Source organism: Alteraurantiacibacter lauratis, from assembly GCF_037154155.1.
Classification (GTDB): Bacteria; Pseudomonadota; Alphaproteobacteria; order Sphingomonadales; family Sphingomonadaceae; genus Alteraurantiacibacter; species Alteraurantiacibacter lauratis.
In genome coordinates, this window is sequence record NZ_JBANRN010000005.1 from 69,815 (window position 1) to 85,138 (window position 15,324).

Annotated in this window: 17 protein-coding genes; 1 reads left to right on the top strand and 16 read right to left on the bottom strand. The window is 66.4% G+C overall.

Features of this window, described 5'->3' with window-relative positions; all coding sequences use genetic code 11:
• Nucleotides 1-14: 14 nt before the first annotated feature.
• Genes fliP through WFP39_RS06765 form a run of 13 tightly spaced genes read right to left on the bottom strand, consistent with a single transcriptional unit; the run spans nucleotide 15 to nucleotide 11,043 of the window.
• The gene (gene fliP, locus WFP39_RS06705) at nucleotides 15-791 is read right to left on the bottom strand and encodes a flagellar type III secretion system pore protein FliP (RefSeq protein ID WP_336918491.1); all 777 of its coding nucleotides are present in this window, start codon (nucleotides 789-791) and stop codon (nucleotides 15-17) included.
• On the bottom strand, nucleotides 791-1,096 hold the full coding sequence (locus tag WFP39_RS06710; protein ID WP_336918492.1) for a flagellar biosynthetic protein FliO: 306 nt from the start codon (nucleotides 1,094-1,096) through the stop codon (nucleotides 791-793). Before WFP39_RS06710 ends, fliP begins: the two co-directional genes overlap by 1 nt.
• Nucleotides 1,096-1,374, bottom strand: a complete 279-nt coding sequence (fliN, locus tag WFP39_RS06715) for a flagellar motor switch protein FliN (RefSeq protein ID WP_336918493.1) — start codon at nucleotides 1,372-1,374, stop codon at nucleotides 1,096-1,098. The genes WFP39_RS06710 and fliN overlap by 1 nt, the downstream gene beginning before the upstream one ends.
• Nucleotides 1,364-2,290 (bottom strand): flagellar motor switch protein FliM, encoded by a 927-nt coding sequence (locus WFP39_RS06720; protein WP_336918494.1) that lies wholly within the window; start codon nucleotides 2,288-2,290, stop codon nucleotides 1,364-1,366. Before WFP39_RS06720 ends, fliN begins: the two co-directional genes overlap by 11 nt.
• On the bottom strand, nucleotides 2,287-2,862 hold the full coding sequence (locus WFP39_RS06725; RefSeq protein WP_336918495.1) for a flagellar basal body-associated FliL family protein: 576 nt from the start codon (nucleotides 2,860-2,862) through the stop codon (nucleotides 2,287-2,289). Before WFP39_RS06725 ends, WFP39_RS06720 begins: the two co-directional genes overlap by 4 nt.
• Nucleotides 2,863-2,888: 26 nt before the next feature.
• Nucleotides 2,889-4,355 carry a hypothetical protein gene (locus WFP39_RS06730; protein WP_336918496.1) on the bottom strand — a complete coding sequence of 489 codons (1,467 nt, stop codon included), beginning with the start codon at nucleotides 4,353-4,355 and terminating at the stop codon, nucleotides 2,889-2,891.
• 35 nt (nucleotides 4,356-4,390) lie between these two features.
• Nucleotides 4,391-4,810 (bottom strand): hypothetical protein, encoded by a 420-nt coding sequence (locus WFP39_RS06735; protein WP_336918497.1) that lies wholly within the window; start codon nucleotides 4,808-4,810, stop codon nucleotides 4,391-4,393.
• Nucleotides 4,797-6,158 (bottom strand): FliI/YscN family ATPase, encoded by a 1,362-nt coding sequence (locus tag WFP39_RS06740; RefSeq protein WP_377923214.1) that lies wholly within the window; start codon nucleotides 6,156-6,158, stop codon nucleotides 4,797-4,799. Before WFP39_RS06740 ends, WFP39_RS06735 begins: the two co-directional genes overlap by 14 nt.
• Nucleotides 6,152-6,769, bottom strand: coding sequence for a FliH/SctL family protein (locus WFP39_RS06745; RefSeq protein WP_336918499.1), 618 nt, complete (start codon nucleotides 6,767-6,769; stop codon nucleotides 6,152-6,154). Before WFP39_RS06745 ends, WFP39_RS06740 begins: the two co-directional genes overlap by 7 nt.
• A complete protein-coding gene (locus WFP39_RS06750; protein ID WP_336918500.1) occupies nucleotides 6,753-7,757 on the bottom strand; it encodes a flagellar motor switch protein FliG in 1,005 nt (334 codons plus the stop codon). Before WFP39_RS06750 ends, WFP39_RS06745 begins: the two co-directional genes overlap by 17 nt.
• Nucleotides 7,754-9,391 carry a flagellar basal-body MS-ring/collar protein FliF gene (gene fliF, locus WFP39_RS06755; protein WP_336918501.1) on the bottom strand — a complete coding sequence of 546 codons (1,638 nt, stop codon included), beginning with the start codon at nucleotides 9,389-9,391 and terminating at the stop codon, nucleotides 7,754-7,756. Before fliF ends, WFP39_RS06750 begins: the two co-directional genes overlap by 4 nt.
• A gap of 3 nt (nucleotides 9,392-9,394) precedes the next feature.
• Entirely contained in the window at nucleotides 9,395-9,775 is a 381-nt protein-coding gene (fliE, locus tag WFP39_RS06760; protein WP_336918502.1) for a flagellar hook-basal body complex protein FliE, read from the bottom strand.
• Nucleotides 9,772-11,043: a sigma-54 interaction domain-containing protein gene (locus tag WFP39_RS06765; RefSeq protein WP_336918503.1), complete on the bottom strand. Its 1,272-nt coding sequence runs from the start codon at nucleotides 11,041-11,043 to the stop codon at nucleotides 9,772-9,774. Before WFP39_RS06765 ends, fliE begins: the two co-directional genes overlap by 4 nt.
• Nucleotides 11,044-11,303: 260 nt before the next feature.
• On the opposite strand from WFP39_RS06765, the gene WFP39_RS06770 reads away from it, so the two are divergent.
• Entirely contained in the window at nucleotides 11,304-12,122 is an 819-nt protein-coding gene (locus tag WFP39_RS06770) for a flagellin N-terminal helical domain-containing protein (protein ID WP_336918504.1), read from the top strand.
• A gap of 91 nt (nucleotides 12,123-12,213) precedes the next feature.
• Here the strand turns inward: WFP39_RS06770 and WFP39_RS06775 are convergent, their stop codons facing one another.
• The 3 genes from WFP39_RS06775 to motA all read right to left on the bottom strand — a co-directional run bounded on the left by WFP39_RS06775 (nucleotide 12,214) and on the right by motA (nucleotide 15,313).
• Nucleotides 12,214-13,467 (bottom strand): potassium/proton antiporter, encoded by a 1,254-nt coding sequence (locus WFP39_RS06775; protein WP_336918505.1) that lies wholly within the window; start codon nucleotides 13,465-13,467, stop codon nucleotides 12,214-12,216.
• Nucleotides 13,468-13,551: 84 nt separating this feature from the next.
• Entirely contained in the window at nucleotides 13,552-14,397 is an 846-nt protein-coding gene (locus WFP39_RS06780) for a flagellar motor protein MotB (protein ID WP_336918506.1), read from the bottom strand.
• A gap of 52 nt (nucleotides 14,398-14,449) precedes the next feature.
• Nucleotides 14,450-15,313 carry a flagellar motor stator protein MotA gene (gene motA / locus WFP39_RS06785; RefSeq protein WP_336918507.1) on the bottom strand — a complete coding sequence of 288 codons (864 nt, stop codon included), beginning with the start codon at nucleotides 15,311-15,313 and terminating at the stop codon, nucleotides 14,450-14,452.
• Between the last annotated feature and the right edge of the window lie 11 nt (nucleotides 15,314-15,324).

Consider the following 15,324-nt stretch of genomic DNA (forward strand, 5'->3'; position numbering starts at 1 on the left):
CGCTCAGCCCTCCCCTACCCGAAACTCATGGCGAGGCTGCCCATCAAGAGCGCCCAGCCATCGATCAGCACGAACAGCAGCAGCTTGAACGGCAGCGAGATGATCGTGGGGGACAGCATCATCATGCCCAGGCTCATCAGCACGCTTGCCACCACAAGGTCGATCACCAGAAAGGGCAGGAAGATCATGAAGCCGATCTGGAACGCGGTTTTGAGCTCGCTTGTCACGAAACTGGGCAGCAGGATCGAAAAGGGCACCTCGTCCGGGCTGGCAAAGGTGCCGTACCCCGCCATCTCGGCAAACATCGCCAGATCAGTTTCGCGCGTCTGGCGGATCATGAAGGAATGGAAGGCATCGCCCGCGGCCGCAATCGCCGCATCCGCCTCGATCGTGCCTGCGGCGTAGGGAGCAATGGCGGCGGTGTTCACCTGTTCCAGCGTGGGGGCCATGATGAACAGCGACAGGAACAGAGCAAGGCCGATCAGCACCTGGTTGGGCGGCGATTGCTGCAGGCCCAGCGCCTGGCGCAGGATCGACAGCACAATGATGATGCGCAGGAAACTGGTCATCATCAGCACCAGCCCCGGCAGGATGGTGAGCAGCCCCATGATAAGGAGCAATTGCAGCGAGAAGGACAAGGGCGCGCCGCCGTTTGCGCCGTCCATGGCGCGCTCCAACGCGCCGCCGAGGCCCGCCGCCGGCATGGCTGGCACCGCTGGCGCGGCCATCGCCATATCGGGCAGCACGATCAGCGCCGCCATCGCCAACACTGCGGTCAGAAGGCGCAGCATCAGCTCATCTCCCATTCGCGGGTATCGGCAGGCATCACCTGACGGCGCGCGGCATAGGGATCGTTCTCGGCCAGCCGCACCAGCCCCTGCTTGGTTGCGCCCACCAGGATCTCGCGCCCGCGAAACTCGATCACCGCCAGCCTTATGCCGGGGGCAAGGAACGTGGTTTCCACCAGCCGCGCGGCTTTCTCGCCGCCGGGCGCAACCATGCGTGCCTGCATCTTGCGCGTCAGCCACAAGCTGCCCCACACAAGGCCCGCCAGCAGCGGCAGCAGCAGCAGCAGCTTGAGGATATACCACAGCATCAACGGCGGCCCTCTGGCGTGCTGCGGGCATCGCCCGCCATCTCCACGATGCGCAGGGCAAAGCGGTTGCCTTCGGTCACTACTTCGCCGCGCGCGATCAGCTTGCCGTTCACCAGCACGTCGAACATCTCGTCCACTTGGCGGCCCAGCGGCACCACGCTGTCTTCGCCCAGCGCAAGCACATCCTTGAGCGGCAGGCGTGTGCGGCCCAGTTCCACCGTCAGGGTCACATCCACATCGCGGATGAGGTCGAGCGCGCGCAGATCGTCAGCGGTCATTGGTATGTCCTTCGCTTTGGGAATGGGCCAGCCGCGTGAGGCGCAGCGCCAGCACACCATCGGCGCTGCCCGCCTGCCCGTGGGCAATCGCCACGCGGTCGAGATAGAGGGGAATGTTGGCGGGGATCGCCAGCGGAATGGTGTCGCCGGGTTTCAGGGCGGAAATGCGCGCCACCGGCACCTGCATCTGCGCCAGCACGGCCACCAGTTCCAGCGGCAGATCGGCAAAGGGAGCTTCCAGAGCCGTCGCCGGGCTTTCGGCAACGGCTTCGGAACTGCGCGGGGCACGCGCGCCTTCGACCAGCAGCAGCGCCGCCTGCGACAGGCGCATCACCAGTTGCACGCTCCACGGATTGCGCCCCGGCAGCGCCACATCGCAGCGCAGCGCCAGAAACATGTCGTCATCGCGCGCGCGCACCAGCTTGCCCAGCACTTCGCTGCGCGCGGCAAGACGCAAGGGCTGCGGCCGTTCCAGCGCACCCGCCAGCGCTTCGCCCAGCGCGGCGGCAAGGCGCGCCATGGTGAGGTCGGTCGCGGCGGGCAGGCGATCGGGCAGCACGCCGGGCGCATCGCCGCGCCCGCCAAAGACCTGATCGGTCAGAATGAGCGCCGCGGCATAATCCATGCTGGCCAGCATCTGCGCGCCGCCAACATCTTCGAGCAGCAGGTTGACCGCCACTGCATCGATCATCTTGTGCAGGCGCGGCGCGGCGACTTTCTCGACCTTGGAACATTCGATCTGCGCCTTCTCACCGCCCAACAGCGGGCGCAGGCTTTCGGCAAGTGCCAGCCGCAGGCGCGGCGCGGCGGCGGCCAGCGCGCCCGCCAGCTCGTCGGGCTGCGGCACGCGCGCGGCCAGGCTGCTGCTGTGCTGCGCCAGCGGCCTTTCGGCCTTCAGGAAGCCTTCGGAAATCATTGCACGAGGAAGCTGCGGAAATGCACGGCCTCGACGCCGCCAAAGCCTTCGTTTTCCTCCAGCACACGGTTGATCGCGGCGGTCAGGCGGCGTTGCAGGCGCTGCTTGCCTTCGACCGAATAGACATCGTCTTCGGGCGTATCGGCCAGTTCGACCAGAATGGCGGAGCGGATGGCGAGTTCGTGCAGTTGCAGCCAGCGGATGACGCGCCCGTCGCGGCGGGTGGAGGCGGCAAGGCTGACCTGCACCAGCCCGGCCGAATCCTTGAGGTTGGAGGTAAAGCCGTCCTCGAAGGTGTAATAGGCGGCGCGGTATTCGCTGCCGCCTTCACCGTAAACCATCGGGGGGCCTTCATCCCCTTCGGCATCGGCAAAGGGATCGGGATCGCCCTTGGCGACATAGCGCGGCACATCGGGTTCGTGTGCGCCTGCACCCTGCGAGCCGATATAGCCCATCGCCACCGCGCCATAGGCGCCGCCCGCACCCAGACCCAACAGCAGGACTGCGCCCAGGATCAGCTTCATCTTGCCCGATTTGGGCTTGGCTTCACCGTCTTCCTTCTTTTTGCTCATCTCAGCAGCTCCGGAAAATCAGGGGTTTATGCAAAGCGGCTGCCATCGCGCGGGGCGCGTGGGCTTGCTTCGCCGGATTGGTTCGGGTCGTTCTGGCGCAGGATCTGTTCGCCAGCGGCAAGATTGCGCGGTGCGCGGGCCTGCTGCTCGCCGCGCTGCTGATCGGATTGGGCCGAGAGGCCAGAGCCGGGATTCTGGCCCCCGCCCTGATCCGCGCGTGCATCATTGCGCCCGTCACCGCGCGCATCATTGCGGGCCGCAGCGCCATCCTGCACCGCGATCACCGGGCGGTCGGCCAATGCGGCCTGCACGGCCGGAGCGAAACCGGCATCGCTGCTCGACAGCGCGACTTTCAGCGACTGGCCGACCATGTCGAATTGCACCGCCACCTGGCCGAATTCGCGGTGCGCGATCTGGAGCGAAGCGCGACCCGGCTGGGCCAGTTCGCGCGCCTGTGCCAACCTGTCGATCACGGCTTCGAAATCGTGCCCCGGTGTGGTGGGGGTAGCGGCAGCTTGCGGCGTGTTGGCGCTTTCGGCGGTTGCCCCACGCGGGGCATCGGCCACGGCAATGGACGGTGCAGGTGCTGGCGCCGATGCAGGGGCAGTAAGCAGCGGCGCATTGGTTGGCGCGGCCGCAGGCTTGTCACTCGCCACCGCGTCCACGGGCGCACCGCGCGCAGTGCTGCGCACCGGCATCGCCATGGAAGCGGTCAACGGCGATAAGACCTCTTGCATCCCGCTGTCCACGGGGATGGCGGCAGATGGCGCGGCGCGTTCTGCCAGCCGGGCCGCAATGGCCTGCACGGCGGATCCCCGCGCGGGCATATATTCGGGCGCAAGCTTTTCTGCGACTTCCGCAGGGGTAACGGACGCGGCAGGCATCGACGCGGCAGGCGCGTTTGCGGCAGGCAATTGGGCGGCGCTGGCACTGCCCGGCTCACCACGCAGGTTGAGGTGAATAGCGGTGCGGGCAAAGGGCAGAGCCAGCGGTGCGGCGCTCATCGCCGGTGCCCCGCTTGCTGCCAGCGCAGCGGGAGGGACCGGCAAGGCCGACGCGCCCGGCATTTCCTGCGCTATGGCTGGCTTGCGCGATACCACCTGCGGCGGAACCGGCAGGTTTGGCCCGCCACGCTCTGCCGCAACCGGCACATCCGCGTTCGGCGCAGCATCGGGCAAGGCGATCGCCGCGGCAAGGACTTCAGGCGCGGGCAGAAGGGGTTCAGGCAATTCGGGAAGAACAGCCAGCGCTCCCGCATCGGGCGCGGCAATGCCAGCGGCAACCGGCAAGTCCTTGCCGCCCTCTGCCGCCTCCTTGCCGCCCAAACTGCGCGCATCGGGTGTGGCCGCGCCCTGCAACAGCGGGCCGAGCAATTCGGCAAAGGCACGTGAGGATAGAGTTTCACCCCCGTCGGCACCCGCATTTACGACCTGCGGTGCAGAGAAACCGGCGGAATGTCCGGCCGTGGCGGTCAGCAGCGAGGCGAGGTTCACTGGGCGATTTCCCTTGGGTAAGAGTGGTTCTGCCGTCAGCCTTTCAACTTCCGTGCCAAAACGGGAATCTCGCGCGCGGCGAGCTGCTTTTCGGCTGCTGCGCGTTCGGCGGCCACGCGTTCACCGGCAATGTCGCGTCGCCTTTCGGCCAGGCGCAGCGCGGCCATCGCCTCCGCGCTCGATCGTTCGGCCTTGCGCCGGTCGCCTTCGGTCTCTCTCAATATCGTCTGCAGGCCCGCCAGAAAGGTCAGCCGCCCGGCCAGATCGCCGCCCGAATGGGTGTGTTCGTGGCTGGCATAGGATGCGGCGATTTCGCCGCTGCGGGTGTGCAGGTTGATCAGCTTGCCATGCAGGCCCGCGGCCTCCGCCACGCGCACCATTGCGGCCTGCCGCTCCACTTCACGCAAGCGCGCCATCCGAGCAAACAGCTTGGCCTTGCGATCAGGCGGGGCCATGGCCCATCAATCCGGTCAGTTCGGCAATCGCCCTTTCAAGCGGCACCTGCTCGTGCGCCTCCTGCCCCAGAAAGGCGCGGATCGCATCCTGCATCGCCAGCGCCCGATCCAGTTGCGCGTCAACGCCGGGGCGATAGGCGCCCATCAGCAGGAAATCGCGGTTGCTTTCGAGCGCGGCCACCAAACCACGAAGCGCGCGCGCCTGCTGCCGGTGAGCCGGGGTGGCGACCGCTTCCATCACGCGGCTGAGCGAGGCGGGAATGTCGATTGCGGGATATTGCCCGCGCTGCGCAATTTCGCGGCTGAGCACGATATGCCCGTCCAGAATGGCGCGGGCGGTATCGACCACGGGATCGTTCGCATCGTCGCCATCGGCCAGCACGGTGTAAATGCCGGTGATCGCGCCGCCCGAACGGGCGGAATTGCCTGCCCGCTCGATCAGCTTGGTAATTGCCGCGAGCGCGGACGGGGGATAGCCACGCGCCGCGCCTGGTTCGCCCAGCGACAGCGCAATCTCGCGCGCGGCGTGCGCCACGCGGGTCAGGCTGTCGAGAACCAGCAGCACGCGCTTGCCCTGCGCACGGAAATATTCCGCCAGCGAACAGGCCAGCTGCGCGCCGCGCAGGCGCAGATTGGCGGCGTGATCGGCGGGCACCGCAACCAGCGCGGTCTTCATCCGCCGATCGCCTTTGGTGTCTTTGGCCATATGCCGCGCTACAAAATCGGACACCTCGCGCCCGCGTTCGCCAATCAGGCCGATCACCGCAATGTCGCAATCCGCGCCGCGCACCATCATGTCGAGCAGCACCGACTTGCCCACCCCAGAGCCCGCAACAATGCCCACGCGCTGCCCCTCGCCCAGCGTGGCGAGCGCGTTGATTGCGCGGATCCCGCAATCGAAAGGCTGCGAGACGGATGCGCGTTCCAGCGCCCCTTCGCGCATTCCCCCCAACGGCCACAATGCAGCTCCGTTGACCGGCGGCCCGCCGTCAATCGGTGTGCCCGCGCCATCGACAGCGCGGCCCAGAAACTCCTCGCCCACGCGCACCATGCCGGGCCGCCCTTCGGCGCGCACCAGCGTGCCCGGTTGCAGGCGCACCGTATCGCCGAGCAGCATCATCAGGCTGCGGCCTGACCGAAAGCCGACCACTTCGGCGGCGGGCGCGTGATCCCCATCGGCCACCCGCGCGCGGCACAGCGTGCCGATGGGCGCGGCAAGGCCGGACACCTCGATCATCCCGCCATCGCAGCTGACAATGCGGCCCAACGGCACCGGCCCCAGCGCCTCGCGCAGATCAGGCGCGGCGCGGGCAATGTGGCGCAGTTCGTCCTCAAGCGTGTTCAGCACAGACCCAGCGCCTCGCGCAGCGCGGCGCGCCATTCGGCCGGGCCATCGACCACCGCGCCTTCCGCCGTGTCAAACACCACACTGCCGCGTTCGAGCATGGGATCAGGGAGGATATGCCAAGTAGAGGCAAAGCCGGGATCGAGCAGCCGCACATCATCGGGATGGAGGCGTAGCGAGGCATCGGTAATCCCCTCGCCAACCATGCCCGCCGCGCGCACGCAGCGCCTTTCCAGCGCCTCGCGGTCGAGCGCGAGCGGGGCCAGCGTCGCCTCGCACAGCGCCGCGACACATTCGGCCAGCCGCTGCGCCAGTTCGCGCTCCATCCCCTCGTCAAGCTGCGCCAGCGACAGCGTGAGAGCGGCGCGCGCTTCCTCGGTTTCGATAAAGGCGGCTTCGGCCATCGCGCGGCCGTGTGCCTCGCCTTGGGCAAAAGCCTCGGCCAGCGCGGCATCGGGTTCGGGCTGCGGCGGGGGTTCCGGCTGGTGGGGGCGCGCGGCAAAACCGGCGCTGGAAAAGCCGCCGCGCTGGGACAGCAGCGCCATCCACGCAGGGCCACTTGCTGAACCCTGCGCCGGTGCGGGCGCGAACAGCGGCTCAAACGAACTCGCCATCGCCCGCCCCCAGACTGATTTCGCCAAGCTCTGCCAGTTCGCGCGCCAGCGCCACGATCCGCCGCTGCGCCTCGCGCACATCGGCCAGCTTGATCCGGCCGCGCATCTCGATCTCGTCGCGCACGCCGTCCGCCGCACGGCTGGACATGGCGGCAAAGAACGGGGCGCGCTGTTCTTCCTCGATACCCTTCAGCGCATCCACCAGCACTTCGCTTTCGACATCGCGCAGCAGACGGCCCATCTGCATGGGATCGAGCGCGTAGAGCATCTCGAAAGTGAACATTTCCGCTTCGATCGCGCGGGCCAGATCGGCGTCGCGCTGGGAGATCGCGGGGATCACCACCTTGCCCATATTGCCCGCAGCCAGATTGATAAGTTCGGCTGCTTCGCGCGGGCCGCCCATCGTCAGCGCGGCTTCGCCAAAACGGCTGGCAATGCGGGCGGAAAGGATTTCGTCCAGCATCGCCATCGCATGGTGCGAAACCTTGCCCATGCGCGCGATCCGTTCGACCAGATCGGGCTGCATCGCCTGCGGCATCATCGCCAGCAGGCGCGCGGCGGGTTCTGCCTCCTGCAACAACAGCAGCACGGCAATCGCCTGCGGGTGTTCACCCTCGATCAGTTCGAGAAGCACCTGCGGCGCCAGCCAGCGCGCCAGTTCGATGGAACGGGGCCGCGCATCAGGGGCAATGCGCTGCATGATCGATTCGGCCTTCACCTCGCCCACGGCGGCAGTCATCCGGCTGCGCAGTTGCGCGGGCCGATCATACGCGGGAAGCGACGTGCTTTGCGCGTGGCGGACAAAGCCTTCGATGGCAGAGGCAATGCCATCTGCACCCACTTCGCCCAGCGCGATCATGCGCTCGCCAATCAGCGCCAGCTCGTCGGGTTCCATCTGCGCCAGAATGCGCGCGGCTTCAGCATCGTCCATCAGCATCAGGACAACTGCGGCGCGGTCGGCCTCGGTCACGGGAGTGGCCATGTTCATGCGCTGGCCCCTTCGGCGGGGGCAGCCAGCATCCGGCGCAGCGCGGCAGCGGCGCGTTCGGGCTGTTCAGCGGCAAGGCGGCGCGCCAGGTCAACTTGCTCGCGCAAATCGTCCTGCGGATCGCCCACGGCGATGTTTACCCGCTGGCCGGACAGTATCTGCCCCTGTTCGTCGCCATCCTCTGCGGCAAGCGCCGGACCTCCATCCTCGTCTTCGGCCTCGTCCTTTTTCGGGCCGCGCAGCGCGGCGATGATCGGACGCACGCCGAAAAGCAGGCCGAGGATCACCGCAATCAGCGCGGTGCCATAACGCAGCGCCATGGCGAACCAGCCGGTTTCGTAAAAGGGCACTGTTTCTTCTTCGGCCGCCTTGAAGGCACCCGCCACCACGCGCACCTGATCGCCGCGCGCTTCATCCGCGCCCACGGCTGCGGAAACCAGTTCCTGCACTTGCTGCACGGTGGCAGGCGCAATTGCCTGCAAGGCTTCTTCGGACAAGGCGACCGCCACCGAAAGGCGCCGCACGGTGCCGGGGCGCGTGCTTGACACGGCGACCTCGCGGCCGAGTTCATAGGTGCGCTGGGAGGAGGACTGGCCCGTTGCGGGCGTTACCTGCCCGACCGCAGCCCCGCCTTGCGGCGCGCCTTCTTCCAGCACGGCAGGCGGCGGCGGCGTGTTGGCGGCAACGCCGGGCACGCCAGCGGCCAGCGTCTCGCCCGCACGGGTCGCATTGCTTTCGCTGATCGAGCGCACAACGCCTTCATTGTCATAGCTCTCGCGGGCCGAGGTGGTTTCGGCCATGTCGAGTTCCACCTGCACTTCGGTGGAAAACTGCCCATCGCCCAGCAGTGGGGTGAGAAGCTGCGCAACTTGCAGGCGCAGCTTGTCCTCGTATTCGCGCTGCAATTCCAGCGCATCGGCCGCGCCGTTGCGGGGTGCGGAAAGCAGGCGGCCCTGTTGATCGACCACGCGCACCGCATCAGGCGAGAGGCCGGGGACAGAGCCTGCCACCAGATTGACGATGGCCTGCACCTGATCGTTGGTCAGCGAACGCCCGCGCGCCAGCCGCAGCATGACCGAGGCCGACGGCGCGACATTCTCGCGCACGAACACGCTGCGTTCGGGGCTGGCGAGGTGCACGCGCACGCTTTCCACCGCGTCGATTTCGGCAATGGTGAGCATCAGTTCGCGCTCGCGCACATTCTTCAGCCGTTCGCCTTCCAGCGTGCGGCTGGAGCCGAGCGGGATCGCATCGAGCATTTCGGATGTGCTGTCAGGGCTCGCCAGCGCGCCATCGGATGCCACCAGCATGCGCGCGCGGTAGAGATCCTCCTCCGCCACCGACAGCGCGCCGGTGCCCGGATCGATCTTGTAGGATATACCGCCTGCTTCCAGCGCAGCGACGACGCTGGCGCGTTCGGCATCGGTCAGGCTGGAATACAGCATCCGGCTGGGCCCGCTCGACAGCGCCAGATACAGTGCGCCTACGGCCGCCAGCGTGCCAAGGCCTGCAATCGCGGGCAGGCTGCGGCGCAGCAGCGGGTTGTTCAAGATGCCGCCCAGCCGGTCGCCGAGCAAGGGATTGCCGCCCAGCAAGGCGGACTGACGGGTGGCGGGAAGATCAGCCTCGGCCATCTATCACACTCCCATCCGCATGATGTCCTGATAGGCGGACAACAGCTTGTTGCGCACCTGCAGCGTGGCTTCGAAGGCGACGCTGGATTCCTGACGTGCCAGCATCACCTGCGCGATGTCGGTCACTTCGCCGCGTTCATAGGCCGCCGTCATCTCGGACGAGCGGGCCTGCACCGCATTGACCTGATCGAGCGTGCTGCGCAGCGTATCGGCAAAGCCGCCGCCTGCGGGCGTGGGCGCTTGCGTGCCGGGTTGCGGCGATCCGGCGACAGAGCCAGCTTCACGCAGCGTGCGCAGCGCATCGGACTGTTCGGCGATCTGGCGGCGCAGCGCCATCACCTGTTGCAGGCCGCCACCTGTGGCTGAAGGGCCGGTCACGCTCATCGTGCACCTCCGGCCGCGGCGACCAGACCGGCCTCACGCATCGATGCAAGCCGGTAACGCAGCGTGCGTTCCGAAATGCCCAGCGCGGCGGCCGTGGCAAGGCGGTTGCCGCCGTGCTGATCCAGCGTGTCGAGGATCACCTGCGCTTCGGAGCGGCGGACAATCGCGGAAAGGTTGCGCCCGTCGGAGGCGGCCGGGGTAACCGCAGCGACCAGGGTATCGCCAGCTCCGACGGGACGCACCGCACTATCGAACACGATATGCGCGGCAGTAAGGGTGGGTTCGTCGCCCGCCAGGAGCAGCGCGCGGCGGATCACATTTTCCAGTTCGCGAACATTGCCGGGCCAGGCATGGGCGCGCAGCTTGTCCAGCGCATCGGCCCCGATCCACCGCGCGCCAGCAGCAGGCGCGTGGCGCAGCAGCATGGCAAAGGCCAGCGGCGCGATGTCATCGGGCCGCACGCGCAGCGCGTCGAGCCGCAGGGGAAACACGTTGAGACGGTAATACAGATCCTCGCGGAAGCGGCCTGCGGCGATTTCGGCTGCCAGATCGCGGTTGGTGCAGGCAATCACGCGCACATCCACCTTTACCGGCTGCGTCGCGCCCAGCGGCACGACTTCGCCTTCCTGAAGCGCGCGCAGCAGCTTGGCCTGCAAGGACAGGGGCATTTCGCCCAGTTCGTCGAGCAACAGCGTGCCGCCATCGGCGGCGCGGAAGAAACCTTCCGCCGCCTCGGTCGCGCCGGTGAAGGCGCCCTTGCGGTGGCCGAACAACATGGCTTCCAGCATCGCTTCGGGCATGGCCGCGCAATTGATCGCCACGAACGGCGCGGCGGCACGCGGGCTGGCCTGATGGATATAACGGGCCAGCACTTCCTTGCCGGTGCCGGTCGGCCCTTCGATCAGCACGGGGATTTCGCTGGCGGCAACGCGCGCGGCCAGCGTGAGCATGGCGATGGAGCCGCTGTCGGCCGCCACCGGTTGCCCCGGACGTGCGGCACAGGCCAAAAGAGCGGCGCAGGTCGCGGGACATTCCGCCTGTGTATAGGTGAGGCGCAGCGCGCCCGCACCAAGGCCCTCCACCCTCGGCAACGCACCCTTTTCCAGCACGATCAGCCGGTCATCGCGGCGGCGCGCCGGCAGGTCGTTTTCCGCCCCGGCCAGCAACACTTCACCACCGCAAACGCCGCTTTCCAGCATGATCTTCGCATAATTCAGCAGGCCTGCGTGATTTTTTTCCAACCCCTTGGAAGCGCTGATGCGTGCCATGAAACTGCCCCTGTTAACCCTGATTACAGAGGGGAAATGCGGCCCGAACGTCCAAGGAAGCGGAAACTTAACCCCCCGTAGAAACGCCTAGGCTCAGGCACGGCACAACCGACGGGGCGGACTTAAACATTTTTGCCGGCGGCCGCTCTTCTGGCTGGAAGCTGCATCGATCGGGCCACCGAAAGGGCAGCACCCACCGAACCGACGAAGACCAAGACGAAGACCTGACCAACCCCGCATTTTCTAGCAGGAGACCACAAATGGCCGCTATCAACACCAACATTAACGCCCTGCGCGCCTCGAACGCCTCGACCAGCGCCGACAAGATGATGGGCGTCGCGATGGAACGCCTTTCCACCGGCAAGCGCATCAACGGCGCGAAGGACGATGCCGCCGGCCTCGCCATTTCGACCACGATGACCGCCGATATCCGCGCCATGAACCAGGGCATCCGCAACGCGAACGACGGCATCGCCCTTGCCAAGACGGCCGAAGGCGCGCTCGACGAAGTGTCGAACATGCTGCAGCGCGTGCGTGAACTGGCCGTCCAGTCCAAGACGGAAACCTATTCCAACGACGACCGTGGCTACATGAACTCGGAAGTGGCGCAGCTGCAGGAACAGATCAGCGACATTCTGGCGAACACCAAGTTCAACGGCGTGACGCTGTTCAGCACCTCGGCGGGCACCGATGTGGAAGTCGACATCGCCACCAACGCCACCGACGTCGTGACGCTGACCAGCACCGCGATCGACGGCACGAACATCAGCGCCACTGCGCTGGATGTGTCCACCGCCGCGCTGGCTGACACCACGATCGGCAACGTCGATGCGGCACTGAAGGACATCAGCGCGACCCGCGCCTCGCTGGGTGCTGGCCAGAATCGCCTCGAATCGGCCATCACCAACCTGTCGACCAACTCCATCAACCTGTCGGACGCCCGCAGCCGGATCGTGGACACCGATTATTCGGCGGAAACCACGGCTCTCGCCAAGGCGCAGATCCTCAGCCAGGCCTCGACCGCGATGCTGGCACAGGCCAACCAGAGCCAGCAGAACGTGCTGTCGCTGCTGCGCTAATAACAAGTCCCTGAAGGGGAGCCGCCCTCTGCTCCCCGCCCTCCCCGGACGGCCCGGAGCTTTCCCAAGCTTCCGGGCCGTTTGGCGTGCGCTACTGATCGACCTGCACAGGTGGGAGCGCGCTTTCGGGCTGGCGCACGCTGACCCTGTCGGGGCGCGAGGCAATGTCGAGCTTTGCCGCCAGCCATTTGATGCTTGGCCCCTGAATAATGCTGGAAATCAGCACCACGAAAAACACGACGTTGAAAATGGTGAAGGCCCCCGGCACGCCCGCCACCATGGGAAAGGTCGCCAGCACGATCGGCACCGCGCCGCGCAAGCCAGCCCATGATATGAACAGCTTGGCCCGCCAGCCAAACCGGCGGAACGGCGCAAGGCAGATGAAGACGCTCAAGGGGCGGGCGATGAACATGAGGATCGCGGTGATCGCGAGGCCCGGCGCGACGATCTCCAGCAGATTGGTCGGCGCGACCAGCAGGCCGAGCGTGAGGAACATCACCACCTGCGCCAGCCAGGCCATCCCATCCTGAAACGTGCTGACCAGCCGCTTGGCGGTATAGGTGCGGTTGCCTGCCACCAGCCCCGCGACATAGGCCGCCAGAAAGCCGTTGCCGCCGGGCAGCTCGGCCAGGCCATAAGCGATCAGCGCGGCCGCGATCGAAATGACGAAGGACAGGCCCGCATTGCGGTAATGCGACCGCTTGAGCAATTCGGGCAGCAGATAGCCCACCGCAAGCCCGGTCAGCGTGCCCAGCACCATTTGCAGCGCGAAATCGGGCACCAGCATCAGAGCCGACGAGCCGGGCGTGGCAATGAACAGCAGCGCCGCGCCCACCAGGAAGATCGCCATCGGATCGTTCGAGCCCGATTCCACTTCGATCAGCGCGGGCACATCGCCGTGCAGATCGAGGCCCGATGTGCGCAGGATGGCAAACACCGCCGCCGCATCGGTGGAAGCTACCACCGCGCCCAGCAGAAAGGCCTGAAACGGCGGCAGATCGAGCAGCAGGATCGATGCCCCCGCCGTCACCCCGGCGCTGATCATCACGCCCAATGTTGCGAGCAGCAGAGCCGGCGCGGCCACGCGCCGCACGTCCTTCCAATCGGTATCGAGGCCGCCTGAAAACAGGATGAAAATCAGGCAGGCAATGCCGATATTCTGAGTCAGAACATAGTCGCTGAACGAAATGCCGCCCGGCCCGTCCACACCGGCCAGCATCCCCAGGCCCAGAAAGCCGATCAGCGCGGGCAGGCCGAACCGGCTCGACAGATTGCCCGCAATGACGGTGAGCAGCAGCAGCAACCCAAGGACAAGCAGCGCGACATCTGGGCTGACGGAGAACATGGCCCTTAAAGACCGGAGGACGCCCAGCGTGGCAAGGCCAAAGGCGAAATTAAGTGGCCTTGACCAAGCGCTGACAGCGCGGAATTACTCCACCAGCAGGATCGAGATCCTGCGGTTGCGCGGGTCGGCCGGATCGTTTCGCACCAGCAGTTCGCGGTCGGCAACACCTTCAATGCGGTTGAAGCGGCTTTCGGGCAGGGCATGGCGCAGCAATTCCTGCCGCGTCGCCTCGGCCCGGCCAGTCGACAGCGACCAGTTGTTCGCGCCCGATCCGCCGCGCCAGGGCAGCGCATCGGTATGGCCGCGCACGATCAGTTGCTTGCCCGTGGGCGAAATCGTTTCGCCAATTATGCCCAGCAGTTCGCGCGCCTCTGGCACAAGCACGGTGGAGCCAAGGTGGAACATCGAAAAATCGGCATCGTCGACCAGATCGATACGGATGCCTTCGGGCGTCTGCATCACGCGCACCTGCCGAGCGAGGCGCTGCAGGCGTTCGACCGCGGCGATGCGTTCCTGGATCTGGCGGGCGATTTCCATGCGGCGGCGCTCGGCATCCTCCGCCCCGCCTTCGGTGGGGCCGCCGCGCGCATCGCGCGGCACGGTTATCGCCTGATTTCCCGTCTGCCCGGCGGCGTTGGGATAATTGTCGGCATCCACGATGCTTGAACCGCCCAGCATCCCGTCCGCGCCCGCACTTTGTTCGCGCATCTTGATCAGCGTGGGGGTGAAGTAATCGGCGAGGCCCTTGCGCTGATCCTCGGTAGTCGCACCCAGCAGCCACATCAGCAGGAAGAACGCCATCATCGCGGTCACGAAATCGGCATAGGCCACTTTCCACGCCCCGCCATGGTGCCCACCCGCCACCAACGTCACTTTCTTGACGATGATCGGCGCGGGTATGGGGGCATTGGCAGCCGGCGGCGGTGCCATTGGTGCGGGCGGCGGGGAGCCGCTGGGCACAGGCAAAGGCGCGCTCTGCATTCTATTTGCCCCGCAGCATGTCGAGCAGATCGGTCAGCGCCGGGCGGTGCGCGGGCGGCAGGCCCGACCGCGCGCTTTCCACCACCAGCGGCTGCGGATAGCCGTGGAGCGAGGCGATGATGACCTGCTTCACCGACTGGAAAATCTGCCCGTCATGCGCGTTGATCTGCTTCAGCCGTCCGGCCAATGGTCCGACAATGCCGTAAGCCAGCAGCACGCCCAAGAATGTGCCGACCAGCGCCGAACCGATCATCCCGCCCAGCACGGCGGGCGGTTCATCGATATGACTCATGGTCTTGATCACACCCAGCACCGCCGCGACAATGCCCAGCGCGGGCAGCGCATCGGCCAGTGTTTGCAGCGCATGTGCTGGCTCGTCCAGTTGGTGCAATTGCGCCTTGATCGAATTGTCCATCACATCCTCGACCGCGCTGGTATCGAGCGTCCCCGAAGACACGACGATCAGCGTCAGCGTGTCGCAGACAAGGCTCGTCAGCGCTGGATCGGCCAGGATGCCGGGATATTCGGCAAAGATCGCCGAATTGGCAGGATCGGTCACATGCGATTCCAGCGCCACCGGCCCTTCGCTTTTCAGCATCCGCATGAGGCGGCTGCACAGCGCGATCGCGTCGATATGATCCTGATCGGTGTATTTCGGCCCCTTGAACACCTTCTTGAACCCGCCGCCGATCAGCTTCAGCTCGTGCATCGAATTGCCCGCAACCGTCGCGCCCAGCGCCGCGCCGCCGATAATCATCATTTCGAGCGGCAAAGCCTTCATCACCGGCCCCAGCGAACCGCCCGCGATGACAAAGCCGCCAAACACCAGAACAAGCAGGATCACGATCCCGGCAGCTGCAAACATGGTTCCGGTTC